The following is a 15,087-nucleotide window of genomic DNA, read 5'->3' as shown; positions in this document are numbered from 1 at the left end:
ATCTAAGTGTTTTGTTAAAATGAAACAGTTTACTGCAAAATTAACCAATAGCGGGCTGATTTTGTTGAAAGTATTTATTCATAGTCTGTATATTTGAACCGCATGAAGAGACATTTACTACTCGCCGTTTTGTTTGCTGTAGCTTTTCCGTTCCTGGCCAACGCCCAATTCGAAAAGCTCAAGGATTCTGTTGTTCAATTGTATGGTGTGGTGATGACAGCAGACAGCCTGAAAGGCATCCCTTCTGTGAGTATTACGATCAAAGGGGAGAAAAGGGGTACGCAGACGAATGAGCAGGGTGTGTTCTCGATCGTGGTGCAGAAAGGGGATATTATCGAATTCACTTCTATCGGTTATAAACCCAAGCTGGCAGAGATCCCCCGGGACCTGGAAGGCAATCAATACAGCCTGTTGCAACTGATGGTGACGGATGCGGAGTACCTGCCGGTGACGATCATCAAGCCACGGCCTACGAAGGAGCAGTTTGAGCGGGATTTTGTGAATGTGCCGGTGCCGGATGATGACCTGGAAACGGCGCGTAAGAACAATGACGAAAGCAAACGGCGTGTGCTGGCGAAGACGCTGCCGCGTGATGGAGGTGAGAACTCGAATATGCTGCTGCAGAACGGGGCGCGCCGGGCAACGTATTATGGACAGGCGCCTCCGCAGAATATCTTTAACCCATTTGCGTGGGGAGAGTTTATCAAGGCGTGGAAACGGGGGGATTTTAAGAATAATAAGTAGGAAAGAAAGAAAGAATACAGAATACAGAATTCAGAATACAGAATCCAGTATATAGAAGAAACAGCCGGTGATGAGCCGGCTGTTTTGTTTTTTGGGGACCTGGTATAAGTTGAGGCCAACGGGGTTGGCTTATTTGTATTGTTTGAATAATGAGCCGAGTGGAAATAAGAGGAAGCTCTGCCCAAAGAGCTCCCTCTTATGGAGAATGGTTGCTATCAAACGATTCTCCCGGAAAGATGAAAAAGTGCTACTAAAGAGGGCTTTCACCAACTAGTGATAAATGAAAAGCTATGAATAAATCAAGAGAGACTTAAAAAGGATGAGGCGAATGAGAAAATGATGAAAAGGTATGGTTCAATGGTCGTAATGCGCTTGTTGTGATCTCCATTGCTTAATTAGCTTCCAGGCAACACAAATCCTGCTACTATTGGTTGGGGCGTTTCGGGGGTTGAACGTTTGTTGCTGCTGTGTCTATACTAAGATGTACGATCGAGCGGATTCCATATAAACTTTCTACATTTTTTTTCGGGAGGCCGAGATCCTAGGTTCGTTGCTGCCGGGTTCTATATTAAGATGTAGATGCATCAGGATTCCATAAGAAATTTCTATATTTTTTTGGGAGACCGGGGGTGTACTGTGTAAGCTGGTGGTGAGGCCTGGATGGGGATATAAAAAAAGCGCCTGGGGGCGCTTTTCTTTTATCAGTGTATTAAGGCTTTCGCCAGGAGGGGTGCCGCGATGGATTTATTTTGGCACTGGTTGAACTAACCCTCTCACCTGACATGGTTGTTTTGATGCTCGTGGGGTGGCTGGTGGGGTGCACGCTTCTCCAATGTGTATGTATGCCTGCCGTTGGTGTAACGGCAAAGTCTTGCGGACAGGGATCAGGGCATTGGTGTGGGGACAAGGCGGGGAAATAAGGTAAAAAATGCTACTAATCAGTGCTTCCACCAAGGAGACGTGAAGAAACTAAAATAAAATTTGAACAGTTACTACTAACCAAGGCCTTACCAAGAAAGAAGAGGAAAGAATAAAATAAGAAAATGAACGCTTGCTACTAAACAATGCTTCACCAAGGAAACATGACACCTGACAATATATTGAAGCTGAGAAAAGGAAGAAGGAAGAAAGGATATGGTTGAATGGCTAACCATGCTTTTTAAGGAATCATTACTATTGAGATGAAGTTGTTTACTAATTCCATACATCTTTTTATTATTTTTTTAGGTTATTTAATGAACCCAGCAATAAGCAAAGAGGGGATGGAATTTATTCCATACACCAATTCTCTTTTTTTAAAAATCATGGGAGATCAGGTATTGGGGCGGTATTTCTTTAGGTTGCCGGTTTGATCGATATAATAATCGGCCGTGTCCTGTAATTGAACGTATTCGGGTATTTGTTGCAGGTTGACCAGATCGCCCCTGTATTCTTTTGGCAGATCGCATACACGGGCAAGATCGATGCGCCTTAATTTTAGTCCGTATACTTTTTCTCCCAGCAAATTGTATACAACGGCTCTTGCAGCGTTTTCGTGATCCGGTGTCAGGTCGGCATAATTATCTATGTAAAGATCGAGGTTGTACTTATCTAATGCAGTGACAGGATCGGGGGGCAGGAACCATAGGTTGAAGGGATCGAAATTGAGGTGACCGTAGTCTTCTTCGAGGAAGAAGTCGATTGGACGCGGGGGATCCAGCTCGAGGAAACGCCAACCGGGAATTTGGGGTGCGCAGGCGACCAAACGTCCGACCTTGCGAAAATCGCGGGGGCGGGCGTAGGTAGTAAATACGAGGACGGTTGCTTCGCGCCCTTTATCGCTCTGCCAATATATCTCTGCATTGATGTAGCGGCCATACGCGTTGAGGTGCATGGTCATTTCGCGCATATGATAGATGGTTTCTGCGGAGGAAGCGGTCCGTAATTGCTCGTAGGATTCTTTATTGCGCTGGAACCAGGCCCAGAATTGTTTGGGTTTTGAAAATCGCATACAGATTGTTTTTCTTGTTAGGTAATGGAGGACAAGGCAAGGAATAATAGGAAGTTCCGCATGCAGGAACCCCCTATTATACTGGAGAGGATTACTATCGATGATCTCCAGGAAATTTGAACGAATACTACTAATTGTACTAAAAAAAAGGAGTAAGGAAATGGAAACGAATTGTCGAACGATCGTTTCGCCTGCAGCTACTTCAACTGCCTTCTTACCTTCCAGGCAACACACGCCTGCCTATTGGGCATTGTAGGCATTTGGATGGACGCTGCTACTATTGAGATGTAAGGATTAGTTATTTCCATATATTATTTTTTATTTTTTTGTATTGGGGTTACGTATTACCCCACCCTAATAAGGAAAGGACAGATTGCAATTGAAGGCCTGAATGTTTTAGAAACTCTTTCAGGATGATGTATTGGTGCTCTTCTTTGCCCAGGCTTTCCCGAATCTCTTTTAATTCGCGCCGCGCCTGACGACTGTCCATGTCCAATATGATTTGGATGTGCCTGGGATGAATGACGCGATGGAGGTATTTTTCATCGTTGTTCATTATTAGCAAGTTTTAGTTAAGCCCGGATGCAAATGTCCTATAGCCACCCGTTCGTTATAGGAACATGGTTAGCAGCCTATCCAATGGAGGTAATAGAAGGTTTTTGCAACCCGGAAAAAATGATTACATGGGACTAAACTGATGCACAAAATCCTGGAGAAGTAAATGAACGATAACCGTTATACTTTTTTGAGGAATGCGTGTGTGGAATGCCTTAACTGTATAACGATATACTGCAACCAAAGCTAATATATGTTTTTTAAATATCCATCAAGGGCAGGCTAAAAAAATTAAAGATTATTTGTTAAAGTTCTTTAACCGTTTCAGGAGATCCAGGTTTTTATGATCGCAGCACTGACGGGTAGGGACAATGGTTGCAATGTATTATTGCTATTATGGCGCGCATACCATTGGATTGACAGGGCCAGGAAATGGTGGGTACCATTGGGACTATTGATTTCGGTTATCAATGCAGCAGGCCGGATGTGCAGGGGTTTCAATGGAAAGATGGTGGTGTGTGCCATAGTGCGTTGGATGGTATGTTGTTGCAGATCCAGGCAAGCCTGTATAGCTACTATCCTGGCATAGGTAGCGCCAGGTGGTGATTCGATCACGGCTGTTGGTATGCATGCAGGCAATACCAATGTACACTTGGGCTGTAAGGTATCTACGGTGTATGGGTAATCAAGCTTCAACACTTTGTGTAAGGGATATTGTTGGCTGCATTCAAATTGCCGGAGGGCTTCCCATTGGTTGACTGCAAGCTCTGGGGAAAGGAGTTGTTCGTTGCTGACGGACTTACGCAAACATGCAATAAGCCGGGGCATGATGTGCTGTTTGTTGGTTTGGGGAAGGAGGGCATCGGCAATGGCTTTTGCACATTTTATGATGTGGGCGAACCGGGCTGCCTGGCGCCTGGTGGGCGCAAAAGCAGGATCTGTTTTAACGCGCTGTGGGGTGAGGCCAATGTGACGGACCTGGTAATATCCTTCACGGGGGTGGAGGGTGACGCCGGGAATGCAGCGTTTGGTGACCCTGGTTATCTTTTTCGGTTTCATACATTATTGAATTTGTAATTAATAGAAAGGAACCGGGACGAACCCGGTTCCGTATTGGCATGCCTGTATGAGGCCTGTTATGGTACATCGACTGCTACGATCTGCAGTGCGTTCTGCGCCTTACTTTGTTCATACACTTTACCATTGACAATCTTCACGAACTCGATGCCCAGTACCACAAAAATGGGATCGGGGCTGCTGGCCGGGAAGTTGATGGTGAGTGTAGTGGCGGTAGCCGGGTTGTTGTCGTAAGGCAGGTTGCCGGTGCTTTGCCGAAAGGCGGTGTTGGTCTCGACAGCAAAGTTGACGGGCACTACAGCCGCGAACAGGTTGTAATGGGTGGACCCATCAGGAGATATAATATCAACCTGGGGAGTATACGCCGGCAGGTTGATGGCCCCCTGGCCTGTAGCGCGATTGAGACTGAGGCTAAACTGCGGTTCAAAAGCTGTATTGAAAGGCAGTTTGGAATTGAACTCGAAAGCAGCGAGCTGTGAAAGATCGCCATTCTCGGCCCTGCGTTCACCGTAGTCGTTGACTGGATCGGTTTGCAGGATGGCGATCATTGTCTTGGTAAGGCGACTGGTAAGTCGCTTGTCAGCAATTTTTGAGAGCTCGCTTTTGAGGGCCAGGCGTAAGGATTTACCGGCCCTCCCTCCTATTCCGAATTCAAGACCATTGAGGCGGGTGAGGTTGAACTTCGGATCATTTTTGATGCGTTCGGCACTCACGCCTCCTTTTGCCCTGGCCATGAATCCATCTTCGGAGACATAGAAATTCAAGTCGTCGATGGTGCCCCTCAGTTTGATGAGTGGGCTTACTTGTTTTGCCATTGTTTTTGTTTTTATAGGTTTGGAATTGTAACTACTGCCGCAACCCGCGGTGCTGCGGCTATGTACGGGCTGCTGCGTTGTAAGAGGGGCGCCAGAGTCCCTGCTTATTATCGCATAAGCCGGTCATTTTTTATTGGTACGCTATTTTGATACTCTATCTATGGAATATCCATGCTATATCGATGCACCGTCCATACACCGTCTTAGTATTGTGCCGCTCTTTTCTTTCCATCGTCGGGTGTGCACTGTTCGTTCTTTCTTCCTGCTCATTATTTTCCTGCATTCTCACCTTGCTACACAAACGTAATTCAATTTTTGAATTGCGGTGCCTGCGGCTGGTCGTTTTGGTCGTTATTGTCATTTTTTACCAAATTGTCCGGACAAATTGGTAAAAAATGACATTTTGGACATTTCTGAATGAGGAGTAATGCCCATAGTTGTACGTTTGTGATGCGACGTTAGTGTCGATTACATTCATTCATTTTAAAACTATACACGATGAAAAACAAAACAACGGAAGTGCGGTCGCTGTCGCCCAGGGCAAAAGAAAGTGCAGCAGAGTTTAAGCTGGCCGCTACAGGCAGCGGAGTATTACTGGCAGCATTTGGCAGCCTGCTGCTGAACCATAAGGAACAAAGCCGTGCGGGCCGGTTAAATGCCCGTATGCTTAAAGTGATCCAGGGAGATAAGGTGAACGGCCGCGGAGAGCGCAGGATACAGGACGGAGACATCAGTATGCTGGAGGGCTTTGACTTTTTTGACAAGTGTCATTTCTATCGTGTATTCCGATCGCACCTATCGCATGTGGTAAGTAATAAAGCGGACTGCTGGACGGTGGATATTCCGGCGTTTACAGCCCAGGAGCGGATCAGCTATGACGGCAGTTATACGCATATTGGTTTCACGGCAGCTGTTGCAGCTGTGGACTTTGACCGGGAACGGTTTACACTGGAAACGGTGCACAGTGAATTCCTGCCGATCAGTGAACCAGTTGGGACCAGGCTGCGGGTAGGGCTTGTACCAACCCGTAAGCTGCCCTTGATAATGGCGCTGGGCTTTGCTTTTTACCAGGTGGTGAACGGCCGTGCGTATCGCATGGGCGGACAAGCTGGTGAGGCATTGCATATCCTGGCAACGATGAATACTCCTCCCATCGGTAAAAAAGCAAAAAACATTTCATCGGGCGGAAGTGGCCGATCTTCCTGATGGATATATGGTGACATGTTGCAACGTGGCAATGATTGGTAGCGCAGCCCCCACTGCTTCCCTTTACAACGGGGAATAACAGGGGACGGAGTGCACGCCAGGCACTCACCCACACAGGCTCGTGCCTGGGATACCTGCAGATAGGGGGAGTGGGGGCTTTTAGGTATTAGCGGTAGCTGTTGGTTGTTGGCAGGTACCGCCATTGAAATCCAATCGTTCATTTTTAAAATGGCATTTTATGAGTATACAAGAAAGAATGCAATCGCCTACGCCTCCCTTTTTCGTAAAGCTGCGGAACTGGGGCCTGGTGTTGGCGGCTACCAGTGCAGCAATCTTAACTACGCCGGTGGCGCTGCCGGCCATTGTAGTGAAGGTGGCGGGCTACCTGGCGGTGGCCGGCGCGGTAGCCGGTACGGTGAGTCAGGCCGTAACGGAAAACCAACCAGAAAGATAGCTTCGCTCCGTTTTTGATCCGGTTCCTATGAATGTAGCCCCGCGCGGAAGTGCGGGGCTTTTTCGTCTGAACCTGGGATGGGTGGGATTCGGCGCAGTAGTTGAAAAAGTGGATTCACTCGTTTTAAAAGTATTATGATTAACGTTTCAGAATTTTTTAAAGAAATAGAATTTAGGGTGAAAAGTCCTCTGATCTCTTCATTTTTAATCGCCTGGCTGGTTATTAATTGGGAGGTGGTATTTGGGGTACTTCTTTATAGCAATGAGGCGTTGGTTGCTGATGGGTTTAAATCTAAGATTGATTTAGTCCGGCAGTATAGTTCTGTGAAGTATTTTTTTTGGATGCCTTTGGCGTCTGCCCTTGTGTATGTGTTCGTATTTCCTTTTGTACGGTATGGGATTCAATTTTTTCAGGCATGGGTGAATAAATGGGGAAGTAGCATATCTCTGGCCATATCAAAAAATGGTTCTATATCGTTGAGCAAATACATGGAACTTAGAAAGGATTATTCAGCAAGAACGAACATTTTGTTGGAGCTGATTGAAAAGGAATCATCCTTCAGCAATTTGAATGAAGAACTTACCAAGCAAGTTTCGATCATGAAACAAGAAAAGTCTAAAACTGAGAATGAGTTAACAAGTTTAAAGGAGAAATCAGCCAAGAAGATATTTGAAGGATATTGGAAGTTAACCTTTCATGATGTCAACGCAGATATAGCCGGAAGTATTCAGAGAAGGGTTTTAATCAATAGCAACTCTATATATCTGGCCAATACCGGAGAGCATCGGCAATTGATTTATACCATACAGAGAATCGGCTACAACGCCATGTCTTATGACATTATTTTCATATTGAAAGATGAACAAAATGAGAAAGTATTTCACCAAATATTCACGCCAATGGCGAATGAGAGCTTCGACCTCCTTCGTAACCATGAGAAAGACGGCATTTTGCTTTCATTAGAAAGAGAGTAAAATAATTAGTCATACTCCTGCTGACATAGGGCTGTCACAGCCCTATCCTTTCTTTGGGACATAAAAATAATCAGCAATGGAAAAACTGGATCTCAGCAAGGAGTACAAGGCTTATTATACGGCCAAGGCAAAACCGAAACTGGTAACTATTGAGCAGGCTTCTTTCCTTTCGATCTGTGGCAAGGGTGATCCTTCGGGGCCAGGGTTTGCTGCACGAATTGAAGCGTTGTATGCAACGGCCTATACGATCAAATTTGCCTGGAAAGGGAGGGGTAAAGATTTTGTGGTAGCCAAACTGGAAGGGCAATGGTGGTACGACCAGGTAAGATATGCGGGGGTAAGGATGGAGGAAGCACCGACAAAGATAGCGCGCAGTGAATGGGAATACCGGTTGCTGATCCGGCTGCCGGAATTTGTATCGGAGAAAGATGTGGCTATGGCGGCAGATGTGGTGCTGCAGAAAAAAGGGATCGTGCTGGTATCGGAGATCGGGTTCCTTGAAATGAAAGAAGGCACTTGTGTGCAAATGCTGCATGTGGGACCTTTTGACCAGGAGCCGGTGAGCCTGCAGGTGATGAAGGCTTTTATGGAGGAAAGGGGATTGCGGCAAAACGGGCTGCACCATGAAATTTACCTGAGTGATTTCAGGAAGGTGGAGGCGGGGAAGTTGAGGACGATACTACGAGAACCCGTTATCTGAACTGGGATGGGTGGGATTTGTGGGATGGATGCGATCGAAGGCGGGGAAGCGGCAGTCGTATGCTTCGATTGATGAGTAGCCGGTTGAGCGTTGGGGAGGGGTGGCATTGGATGCGCCTGGAGAATGGGTTTGCTTCGATGGATTGAGTTGGTTTGTGTCTTCCTTTAGGATACTACGCGGGAAAAAAGGGAAAGGGCCTGGGGGCCCTTTTTATATACGATGACCGGCGCGGCCGGCAATGCCTGCGCACTGGAGGCAACGAGCAGGATGTAACCGGCAAAGGCCTTTTCAAAAGCCGCGCACTGAGACCTGCGGACAACGAAGATGCGGCACTGTTCAATGCCCACCATAACACAGGTGGTACGCGCAACGAGGTAATACTTCATACTAAAACATTTAATATTTAAAAAATAACAGCAAAAGCTGCACGCAGCGGACATTGCGGCATGAGCGCAAGGCAAAAAGGAACGCGGAATAAATGGGTGGGTTGGTGAAGCTGAATTACAGGTGGAGCTGGTGCAGGCTTGCCCGGCGCAAGTGATGTACACCGTGGTGGGTGGGTGTGGAAAGGGCCTGAGCGCGGTACCTGGGGTGGCTGTGGATATGATCTGTTTGCGCCGGGACGCTGCTGGTTGGTACAGGCGCTTTATGCCGTACCTTTTTGCGGCCTGCTTGTTGGGATGGGTGGGCTTTTAGGGATGAGACGTGGAGGAGGATGCGGGACATGGTGTGAAAGGGTGGGCTGGCATGCCGCAATATCTTTGTGTGGCAGTTTTTTGATGTTTTTAGGAAGAAGGAGGCGAAGTGCGTAGCTGTGGTGGGCGGGAGCGGGAGTGCAGGGGCGCAGTGAGGAGGATTGGCGGGGAGGGGTGCTGGTGGCATTGGGGAGCAATGGGTTGAAAGGAAGGTATCGATTGGTCTGCTCAGTTGACCGGATGCGGGTATGGGGTTGCGGCGATTGGCAGCTCTGGCTGTTACTCTGGCTGCACTGCTCTGGCTGCTGTAGTCGCTTGCTTTATACAATAAGCGTCTTTTGTTCCCGGATTTTTAAAAAAATAGTTGGTAGTCGGTTTAGTACAATCGCACGGTTTAGTTGTTATAATAAAAAGGATAAGGTTTAATGGTTAACGAATTTGATTAGTGACGCCCTGCATTTTTATGCGGGGCTTTTTGTTTTTAGAGAAGAAGCAAAGATTATTTATTGGTGATTAAGAGCTATAAAAACTATCCATTTGTGTGAACATTCAGTATGTGCAAAATCTGCACCTACTCCTGAGGACAGCCACGTACATTGAATTGAAAGCCAGCGGTGGTAATAGACTGAAACTTTCATTTTGGAAGTGCTGAAAACTACCCCTGAGAACCATTAGAATTTCTCTCCAGGGGTATATCTAATTAGAGATGAACTGTCAAGCAATACTTGACAATTAAGAGATGCCATTAATAAACTACCTGGGGTGTAATTCATTGGATTGATACAGCCCTATGGCTTGCTGCTTATTGTAGTTGTCAAGCTTTTCTTGACAACTGAACTGCGTTTTTGAGGAGCTCAAGTTAGTAAAGTCTTTGCTGATGTGGCGAAAAGGTTAAATTAAAGATGAAGTGGGAGAAATGTTACGAATTGATTATTAATCAGTTATTGACAGGTATTAAAAGATACTTAAGTAGTGGGTCTGTAGATTACTCATACTACCTTTACTTTCCGATCTGTATCAACAGGCTCACTTTTTATCTTTGAAGCCCTCGCTGAAGAAGGTTTCTATGTCTATGTTCAAAGCCCGCAGTACTCTAACAAGTGTGCTGATGCGCATATCCGTTCCCCGTTCATACCTTCCATACTGGGCACGGTCTATTTCATTCTCGAAGGCAAATTTTTCGGAGGAAGTATGGCCCTGACTTATCCGCAATTCTTTTATACGATCACCAATTTTTTGGATGATTTCTTGTTGATCCTCTAATAAAGTCTTGGGTTCCTTTGATTTCTTCTTCCCGTTCATGGATTAAAGTAAATAAATCCGGGTCTCCTAAACCACCCCTAATAAGACCGGGACGAATAAGGAGCTTTTATAAAGCAAATACACTATATTTACACTTCGATACTCTAATGAGTATCTTTGCGAAGTCATTAAATATATTGATGCTTTCGCTTTAATTCCTGTCTTAGAAAAGGGCAACATTTCAAGATCACGGGAAGAGAAGCAAGAGCCCACTACCTTTTTGGTGTGGGTTCTCTCTTATGCGTGATCGGGCCTGCCCGGCCTCTAAGACCATAAGTTGAGGCCTACACCTTTTTTATTTTATATACCCAACCTACACACAACTTTTTGCACAGGCGATGAGAACAATGGGAAATCAGAAACAGACTCCCCACAGGTAAGGTTTTAGTTAAGACGGAGGGTTTCCTTCATCCATGGGGGATCGTGGGGAAAACTTACCGTGACGCAAGACCCAAACCGTGGGAGTCATTTCTGTCTTAATCCGTACCCTCATCTTTCACTCAGCCAGGAAAGGAGGACAGCAAGGCCGCATTTTGCGGCCTTTGTTGGTTTTGAAAATTCCAATGAAACTGTTTTACGCTCAAGCTCTTTTCCTTCTTGTAATTCTCAATTTCTTAAGATAAAATAGTACCCGAAAATCTTGCTTATCAAATAATTTTCTCCACTTTTCCATGAAAGTAGTTTTGCCTACCGTCAGTCATTATTAATTGACAATCAGTCAGTAGCACTAAATTCTTCTTCGAATTAAAAGCCAGTTATATTAATTACATTTGGAGACTAAAAATTTAGTCAAGCAAAGTAGACGTATGACCGATATAGAAACCCTTACTGATGCACTTTTGGCGTTCCGCGAGGAAAGAGACTGGGCGCAATTCCACAATGCCAAAGACCTAGCAATTGCCATTAGTATAGAATCCAACGAACTCCTCGAAGCGTTCCTTTGGAAATCGGCCGAAGAAACAAAGCAGGAAAAGATTGAAGAAGAGTTGGCCGACATATTCTCCTTTGCCCTTTTGCTAGCCCATGAAAAAGGACTGGATGTAACAAGTATAATCCTAAATAAGATCGAGAAAAAAGGGCAAAAAACACTTACAAGACGTTGATGACACATGGTATGAAGGAGTGTTATATTTATTGTGAGGATAAGGAGACTGAAGAGTACTTTTTACAATAATTAGCTTTAGGAGATCAATTATTCGAATATGGAGTCCATAAATTTACCACAGATAAGATTTGCCTGACAGGCGTGTTATAAGTTTTCCTAGAAGTTCATTACACGTTTCCAGATTGAGGACTTAAATCACATATTATTAATGGATTATGGCTTATTTTTACCATATTCTTTAAGGATGCTGAATTCGTTTTAATTATTTCTTTGTTAGTTAATTCAATTCTACATTATTTTTCATGTCATAAAGTTTTGGTTACTATGTTCGATATAAAAGATTTTCTAACTCAAAATCCTGACATAAAGGATCTGCTTAACACAAATGAAGGCGAAATTGCAGACCCATATGCCGATTCAATAATAGCTGGAAAGAATTCTTATGCATATGATGCACATACATATCACACTAAAGTACCTCCCCAGGGAATTGAAACGCTTATAAAATATTATACAAAAGAGAACGACGTTGTGTTAGATCCGTTTTGTGGTTCAGGAATGACGGGACTAGCTGCGATAAGACAAAAACGTAACGTTATACTTTCAGATCTCTCACCTGCTGCAGTTTTCATTGCTAAGAATTTTACAACTTCCTTTTCAGCGAAAGAATATAGAGAAGCAATAAAGGAAGTCTTAGAAAGATTAGCGGAATTAGAAAAACAGCTTTACTTAACCCAATGTGAAAAATGCAACGAACTCGCCATTCAGAATTATACGGTTTGGAGTTATGGACTTACTTGCGACAAGTGCGATAAAGAATTCATTCTTTGGGATGTGGCGAGGGACGAAAAACCCTCTTATAAGGAAAGCAAAATCCTTTCTACATTTAATTGTCCTCATTGTCACGGCCTCATTAAAAAAGGGAAATTGAAACGAACAAGGCTTTATCCTGTTCAGATCGGCTATAAATGCTGTGATAAAGGACTGAAAGATACTGTACATCAGCCTAAAGAGTACGATTTTAAAAAGCTGCAAGAAATTGACAAAATAAAGATTGATAAATGGTATCCAACCAACAAATTCCCAATCGGAGTAAATACAAATCAACCCATTAATCACGGATTAGACTCCGTTGATAAACTATATACACATAGAGCATTATTAGCCTTGTCTGAAATATGGCATGCTTGCATTAATCATGACAATTTAGAAATTCGCCCCTTGCTCCTGTGGACTTTTACCTCACTATATCAAAGAGTTTCGGTTCTTTCCGAATTCAGGTTTTGGGGAGGTAGCAGCAATACTGCAAATTATAATGTTCCTCAAATCATGAATGAGCAAAATGTTTTTAGAACATTTAAAAGAAAATCTGAAACAATAGCTTACCATTTAGAGGAAACAAGGAAAAACTCAATATTAAGGCACATAAGCGTTCGTAGTGCGACTCATTTGGATCATATCCCAGATAAATCACTAGATTATATTTTTACAGATCCGCCATTTGGTTCAAATATCAATTATTCTGAAATGAACTTTCTATGGGAAAGCTGGCTGCAAGCCTTTACAAATAATAAAAATGAAGCAATTGTAAATAAGATACAAGAAAAAACTATTGAGGATTATCAAACTCTCATGACCGATAGTTTTAAAGAAATGCGTAGAGTACTCAAAGACAATTCCTGGCTAACAATTGTCTTTCACAATTCCTCAGGAAAAATATGGGATTCAATAAGAGAAGCATTATATAATGCAGGATTCTTTATTAGCAAGGCACAGATATTTGACAAACAGCACGGAACTTTTAAGATGTATGTTTCTGATAATGCCGTAGGATATGACTTAATTTTGCATTGCCAAAAAGATATCTTAATAAAAAACAGCTCTGTAGTAATAAGCTCTGTTGAGGAATTTGTTAAGGAAAAAATAAAACAGTCTGATTATACTTTAAATTTTATACATGTAGAACGAACCCCTGAAACAGATTTTAGAAAACTATATTCAGAGTGGATCGCACACCAAATAATAAGTAATAACATAAATTTGTCTTTTGATAATTTTAGAAATATTGTTTCCAAAATAATTCAACATGTCAAGACCCAGGACTCTATCAGCCTTTAATGAGACCGAACACAGCCTTGTCCAAAAATATTTAGGTATTAAAGTTGCACATATGATGGGACGTAAGCTTGAGGAAGGAGATTGGTCATACGTATATTGTAAAGCAAAAAATATCCCCGAAAAGGGATGGAGCAATTTGGACATCGATATTATACATAATAATATGGGGCTTGAACAAAAAATGTTATGCTATAGATCTAATTCTGATTTAGCAAATGTTTATGGCACAACACAAATGCATCCTTCTTTAACTCGCTCTATTAGAATTCCTGACACCAAAGATCCTAATCAAGCAATGGCTGATCTATTAAATCAATATTCACAACTTGTAAAAGACCGTAAAAAGAGGGTTGCATCGCAGAATACAACTGAGCAAGAAGTTGAAATGAGAACAGGTTGGTTATTATGGCAAGAATCATTAAGGCAGTTTTTATATTTCGAAGAGGAAATGTTAGAACCGAACCCTGAAGAATATGTTGCTGAATGGAGAGAAACAGTTGGAGGAGGAAGCAGAAAGAGGAGTGTAAATCTTTGGATTTATGAAAAAAAAACGGGAAAAAAGCGATATTCTATAACCACGAGTGCCGGTGCAAAAATTCAACCGTATTTTGATATACCATCGCCAATAGATCCCAATGTTTATTTATTCACTGTAATTGGTGAAGCTGTTAGAATAGGGTATGTTAGAATTTGGTTGACAGATAGCACTTTTAAAGAACTTAAACGGGCATTCAATACTATTGATCCAGATGAAATTAGCGATAAGCTGATAGCTTTTTGTTCTTCTATTGAAATTAAGGAGGAAGCTGATCCACTAACTCATAAAGAAGAAGGTATGAGCCTCGAAATTAGAACAGATGCTTATAAATTGTTGACAGAAAGTGTAAAAGGAGTTAGCGATGAACATAGTATAAGAATCATATTATCACAAATGAAATAGAGTCAAAAGTTTCGACGGAGAAAATTTTATTAGTTATTGACCCGGAGCAATAACTAATAAAACTTAGGATTCAAGTTTGCTGCTTCTGAACATTCAGATTAATGGCTTGACCACTTCATGCCCAATCTATTATATCATCTTCTAACCAAGGATTTAAGGCCATTTGCTTGTAGTGCTTAACGTTTGATCATTGCTCAATAAATTTAAAGAGTTACCGCATTACCCCCCTGATCCCCCCTATTTCCCCCCGCTTTACATGCCCCAATTGATTCGTAAACATCCTGGTATTGCCGCCCCTGAACTCCGGCGTATTGGCATGTTGATAGCCAAAGATCCAGGTTTTGTTGGCCGATTGGTATTTAGACTAAAAAGGAATGCCTGAAACTAAATTGCAGAGTATCCCTCCGGGGAA

At 43.2% G+C, this 15,087-nt stretch carries 14 protein-coding genes; 8 read left to right on the top strand and 6 right to left on the bottom strand.

Annotation, left to right across the window (positions count from 1 at the left end; translation table 11 throughout):
* The first annotated feature begins 102 nt into the window (after window positions 1-102).
* Window positions 103-744 (top strand): carboxypeptidase-like regulatory domain-containing protein, encoded by a 642-nt coding sequence (locus D3H65_RS30695; protein WP_119053969.1) that lies wholly within the window; start codon window positions 103-105, stop codon window positions 742-744.
* 1,312 nt (window positions 745-2,056) lie between these two features.
* On the opposite strand, the gene D3H65_RS30690 is transcribed toward D3H65_RS30695, so the two are convergent.
* The 4 genes from D3H65_RS30690 to D3H65_RS30675 form a co-directional block, all read right to left on the bottom strand.
* Window positions 2,057-2,734: a hypothetical protein gene (locus D3H65_RS30690; protein ID WP_119053968.1), complete on the bottom strand. Its 678-nt coding sequence runs from the start codon at window positions 2,732-2,734 to the stop codon at window positions 2,057-2,059.
* Window positions 2,735-3,071: 337 nt separating this feature from the next.
* The gene (locus D3H65_RS30685) at window positions 3,072-3,290 is read right to left on the bottom strand and encodes a hypothetical protein (RefSeq protein ID WP_119053967.1); all 219 of its coding nucleotides are present in this window, start codon (window positions 3,288-3,290) and stop codon (window positions 3,072-3,074) included.
* A 323-nt stretch (window positions 3,291-3,613) separates the two neighbouring features.
* The gene (locus D3H65_RS30680; RefSeq protein ID WP_119053966.1) at window positions 3,614-4,348 is read right to left on the bottom strand and encodes a hypothetical protein; all 735 of its coding nucleotides are present in this window, start codon (window positions 4,346-4,348) and stop codon (window positions 3,614-3,616) included.
* Between the two features lie 77 nt (window positions 4,349-4,425).
* Complete coding sequence (locus tag D3H65_RS30675) at window positions 4,426-5,181, bottom strand: hypothetical protein (RefSeq protein WP_119053965.1); 756 nt, start codon at window positions 5,179-5,181, stop codon at window positions 4,426-4,428.
* 498 nt (window positions 5,182-5,679) lie between these two features.
* On the opposite strand from D3H65_RS30675, the gene D3H65_RS30670 reads away from it, so the two are divergent.
* From D3H65_RS30670 to D3H65_RS30655, 4 genes are all read left to right on the top strand, one after another.
* Entirely contained in the window at window positions 5,680-6,387 is a 708-nt protein-coding gene (locus D3H65_RS30670) for a hypothetical protein (RefSeq protein ID WP_119053964.1), read from the top strand.
* Window positions 6,388-6,625: 238 nt separating this feature from the next.
* Window positions 6,626-6,841: a hypothetical protein gene (locus D3H65_RS30665; RefSeq protein ID WP_119053963.1), complete on the top strand. Its 216-nt coding sequence runs from the start codon at window positions 6,626-6,628 to the stop codon at window positions 6,839-6,841.
* A gap of 134 nt (window positions 6,842-6,975) precedes the next feature.
* The gene (locus tag D3H65_RS30660; RefSeq protein ID WP_119053962.1) at window positions 6,976-7,815 is read left to right on the top strand and encodes a hypothetical protein; all 840 of its coding nucleotides are present in this window, start codon (window positions 6,976-6,978) and stop codon (window positions 7,813-7,815) included.
* Between the two features lie 76 nt (window positions 7,816-7,891).
* Window positions 7,892-8,515, top strand: coding sequence for a GyrI-like domain-containing protein (locus D3H65_RS30655; protein WP_119053961.1), 624 nt, complete (start codon window positions 7,892-7,894; stop codon window positions 8,513-8,515).
* A 164-nt stretch (window positions 8,516-8,679) separates the two neighbouring features.
* Here D3H65_RS30655 and D3H65_RS30650 read toward each other — a convergent pair whose 3' ends face one another.
* Both D3H65_RS30650 and D3H65_RS30645 read right to left on the bottom strand, forming a co-directional pair.
* On the bottom strand, window positions 8,680-8,901 hold the full coding sequence (locus tag D3H65_RS30650) for a hypothetical protein (protein ID WP_119053960.1): 222 nt from the start codon (window positions 8,899-8,901) through the stop codon (window positions 8,680-8,682).
* Window positions 8,902-10,236: 1,335 nt separating this feature from the next.
* Window positions 10,237-10,512, bottom strand: a complete 276-nt coding sequence (locus D3H65_RS30645; protein WP_119053959.1) for a helix-turn-helix domain-containing protein — start codon at window positions 10,510-10,512, stop codon at window positions 10,237-10,239.
* A gap of 806 nt (window positions 10,513-11,318) precedes the next feature.
* Here D3H65_RS30645 and D3H65_RS30640 point away from each other — a divergent pair.
* The 3 genes from D3H65_RS30640 (at window position 11,319) to D3H65_RS30625 (ending at window position 14,675) form a co-directional block, all read left to right on the top strand.
* Entirely contained in the window at window positions 11,319-11,615 is a 297-nt protein-coding gene (locus D3H65_RS30640) for a nucleotide pyrophosphohydrolase (RefSeq protein ID WP_119053958.1), read from the top strand.
* 326 nt (window positions 11,616-11,941) lie between these two features.
* Window positions 11,942-13,735 (top strand): DNA methyltransferase, encoded by a 1,794-nt coding sequence (locus D3H65_RS30630; protein WP_119053957.1) that lies wholly within the window; start codon window positions 11,942-11,944, stop codon window positions 13,733-13,735.
* Entirely contained in the window at window positions 13,704-14,675 is a 972-nt protein-coding gene (locus D3H65_RS30625; RefSeq protein WP_162915889.1) for a KH domain-containing protein, read from the top strand. The genes D3H65_RS30630 and D3H65_RS30625 overlap by 32 nt, the downstream gene beginning before the upstream one ends.
* Window positions 14,676-15,087: the final 412 nt, after the last annotated feature.

This window comes from Paraflavitalea soli (genome assembly GCF_003555545.1).
In the GTDB taxonomy this organism is placed as follows: Bacteria; Bacteroidota; Bacteroidia; order Chitinophagales; family Chitinophagaceae; genus Paraflavitalea; species Paraflavitalea soli.
The sequence above is the reverse complement of the archived record's forward strand: the minus strand, read 5'-3'. Positions and strand labels throughout refer to the sequence as shown.

Coding starts and splice junctions, on each gene's coding strand:
- D3H65_RS30695 (WP_119053969.1), top strand. CDS start 103: ATGAAGAGACATTTACTACTCGCCGTTTTGTTTGCTGTAGCTTTTCCG.
- D3H65_RS30625 (WP_162915889.1), top strand. CDS start 13,704: ATGTCAAGACCCAGGACTCTATCAGCCTTTAATGAGACCGAACACAGC.
- D3H65_RS30645 (WP_119053959.1), bottom strand. CDS start 10,512: ATGAACGGGAAGAAGAAATCAAAGGAACCCAAGACTTTATTAGAGGAT.
- D3H65_RS30655 (WP_119053961.1), top strand. CDS start 7,892: ATGGAAAAACTGGATCTCAGCAAGGAGTACAAGGCTTATTATACGGCC.
- D3H65_RS30630 (WP_119053957.1), top strand. CDS start 11,942: ATGTTCGATATAAAAGATTTTCTAACTCAAAATCCTGACATAAAGGAT.
- D3H65_RS30675 (WP_119053965.1), bottom strand. CDS start 5,181: ATGGCAAAACAAGTAAGCCCACTCATCAAACTGAGGGGCACCATCGAC.
- D3H65_RS30670 (WP_119053964.1), top strand. CDS start 5,680: ATGAAAAACAAAACAACGGAAGTGCGGTCGCTGTCGCCCAGGGCAAAA.
- D3H65_RS30685 (WP_119053967.1), bottom strand. CDS start 3,290: ATGAACAACGATGAAAAATACCTCCATCGCGTCATTCATCCCAGGCAC.
- D3H65_RS30660 (WP_119053962.1), top strand. CDS start 6,976: ATGATTAACGTTTCAGAATTTTTTAAAGAAATAGAATTTAGGGTGAAA.
- D3H65_RS30665 (WP_119053963.1), top strand. CDS start 6,626: ATGAGTATACAAGAAAGAATGCAATCGCCTACGCCTCCCTTTTTCGTA.
- D3H65_RS30680 (WP_119053966.1), bottom strand. CDS start 4,348: ATGAAACCGAAAAAGATAACCAGGGTCACCAAACGCTGCATTCCCGGC.
- D3H65_RS30690 (WP_119053968.1), bottom strand. CDS start 2,734: ATGCGATTTTCAAAACCCAAACAATTCTGGGCCTGGTTCCAGCGCAAT.
- D3H65_RS30640 (WP_119053958.1), top strand. CDS start 11,319: ATGACCGATATAGAAACCCTTACTGATGCACTTTTGGCGTTCCGCGAG.
- D3H65_RS30650 (WP_119053960.1), bottom strand. CDS start 8,901: ATGAAGTATTACCTCGTTGCGCGTACCACCTGTGTTATGGTGGGCATT.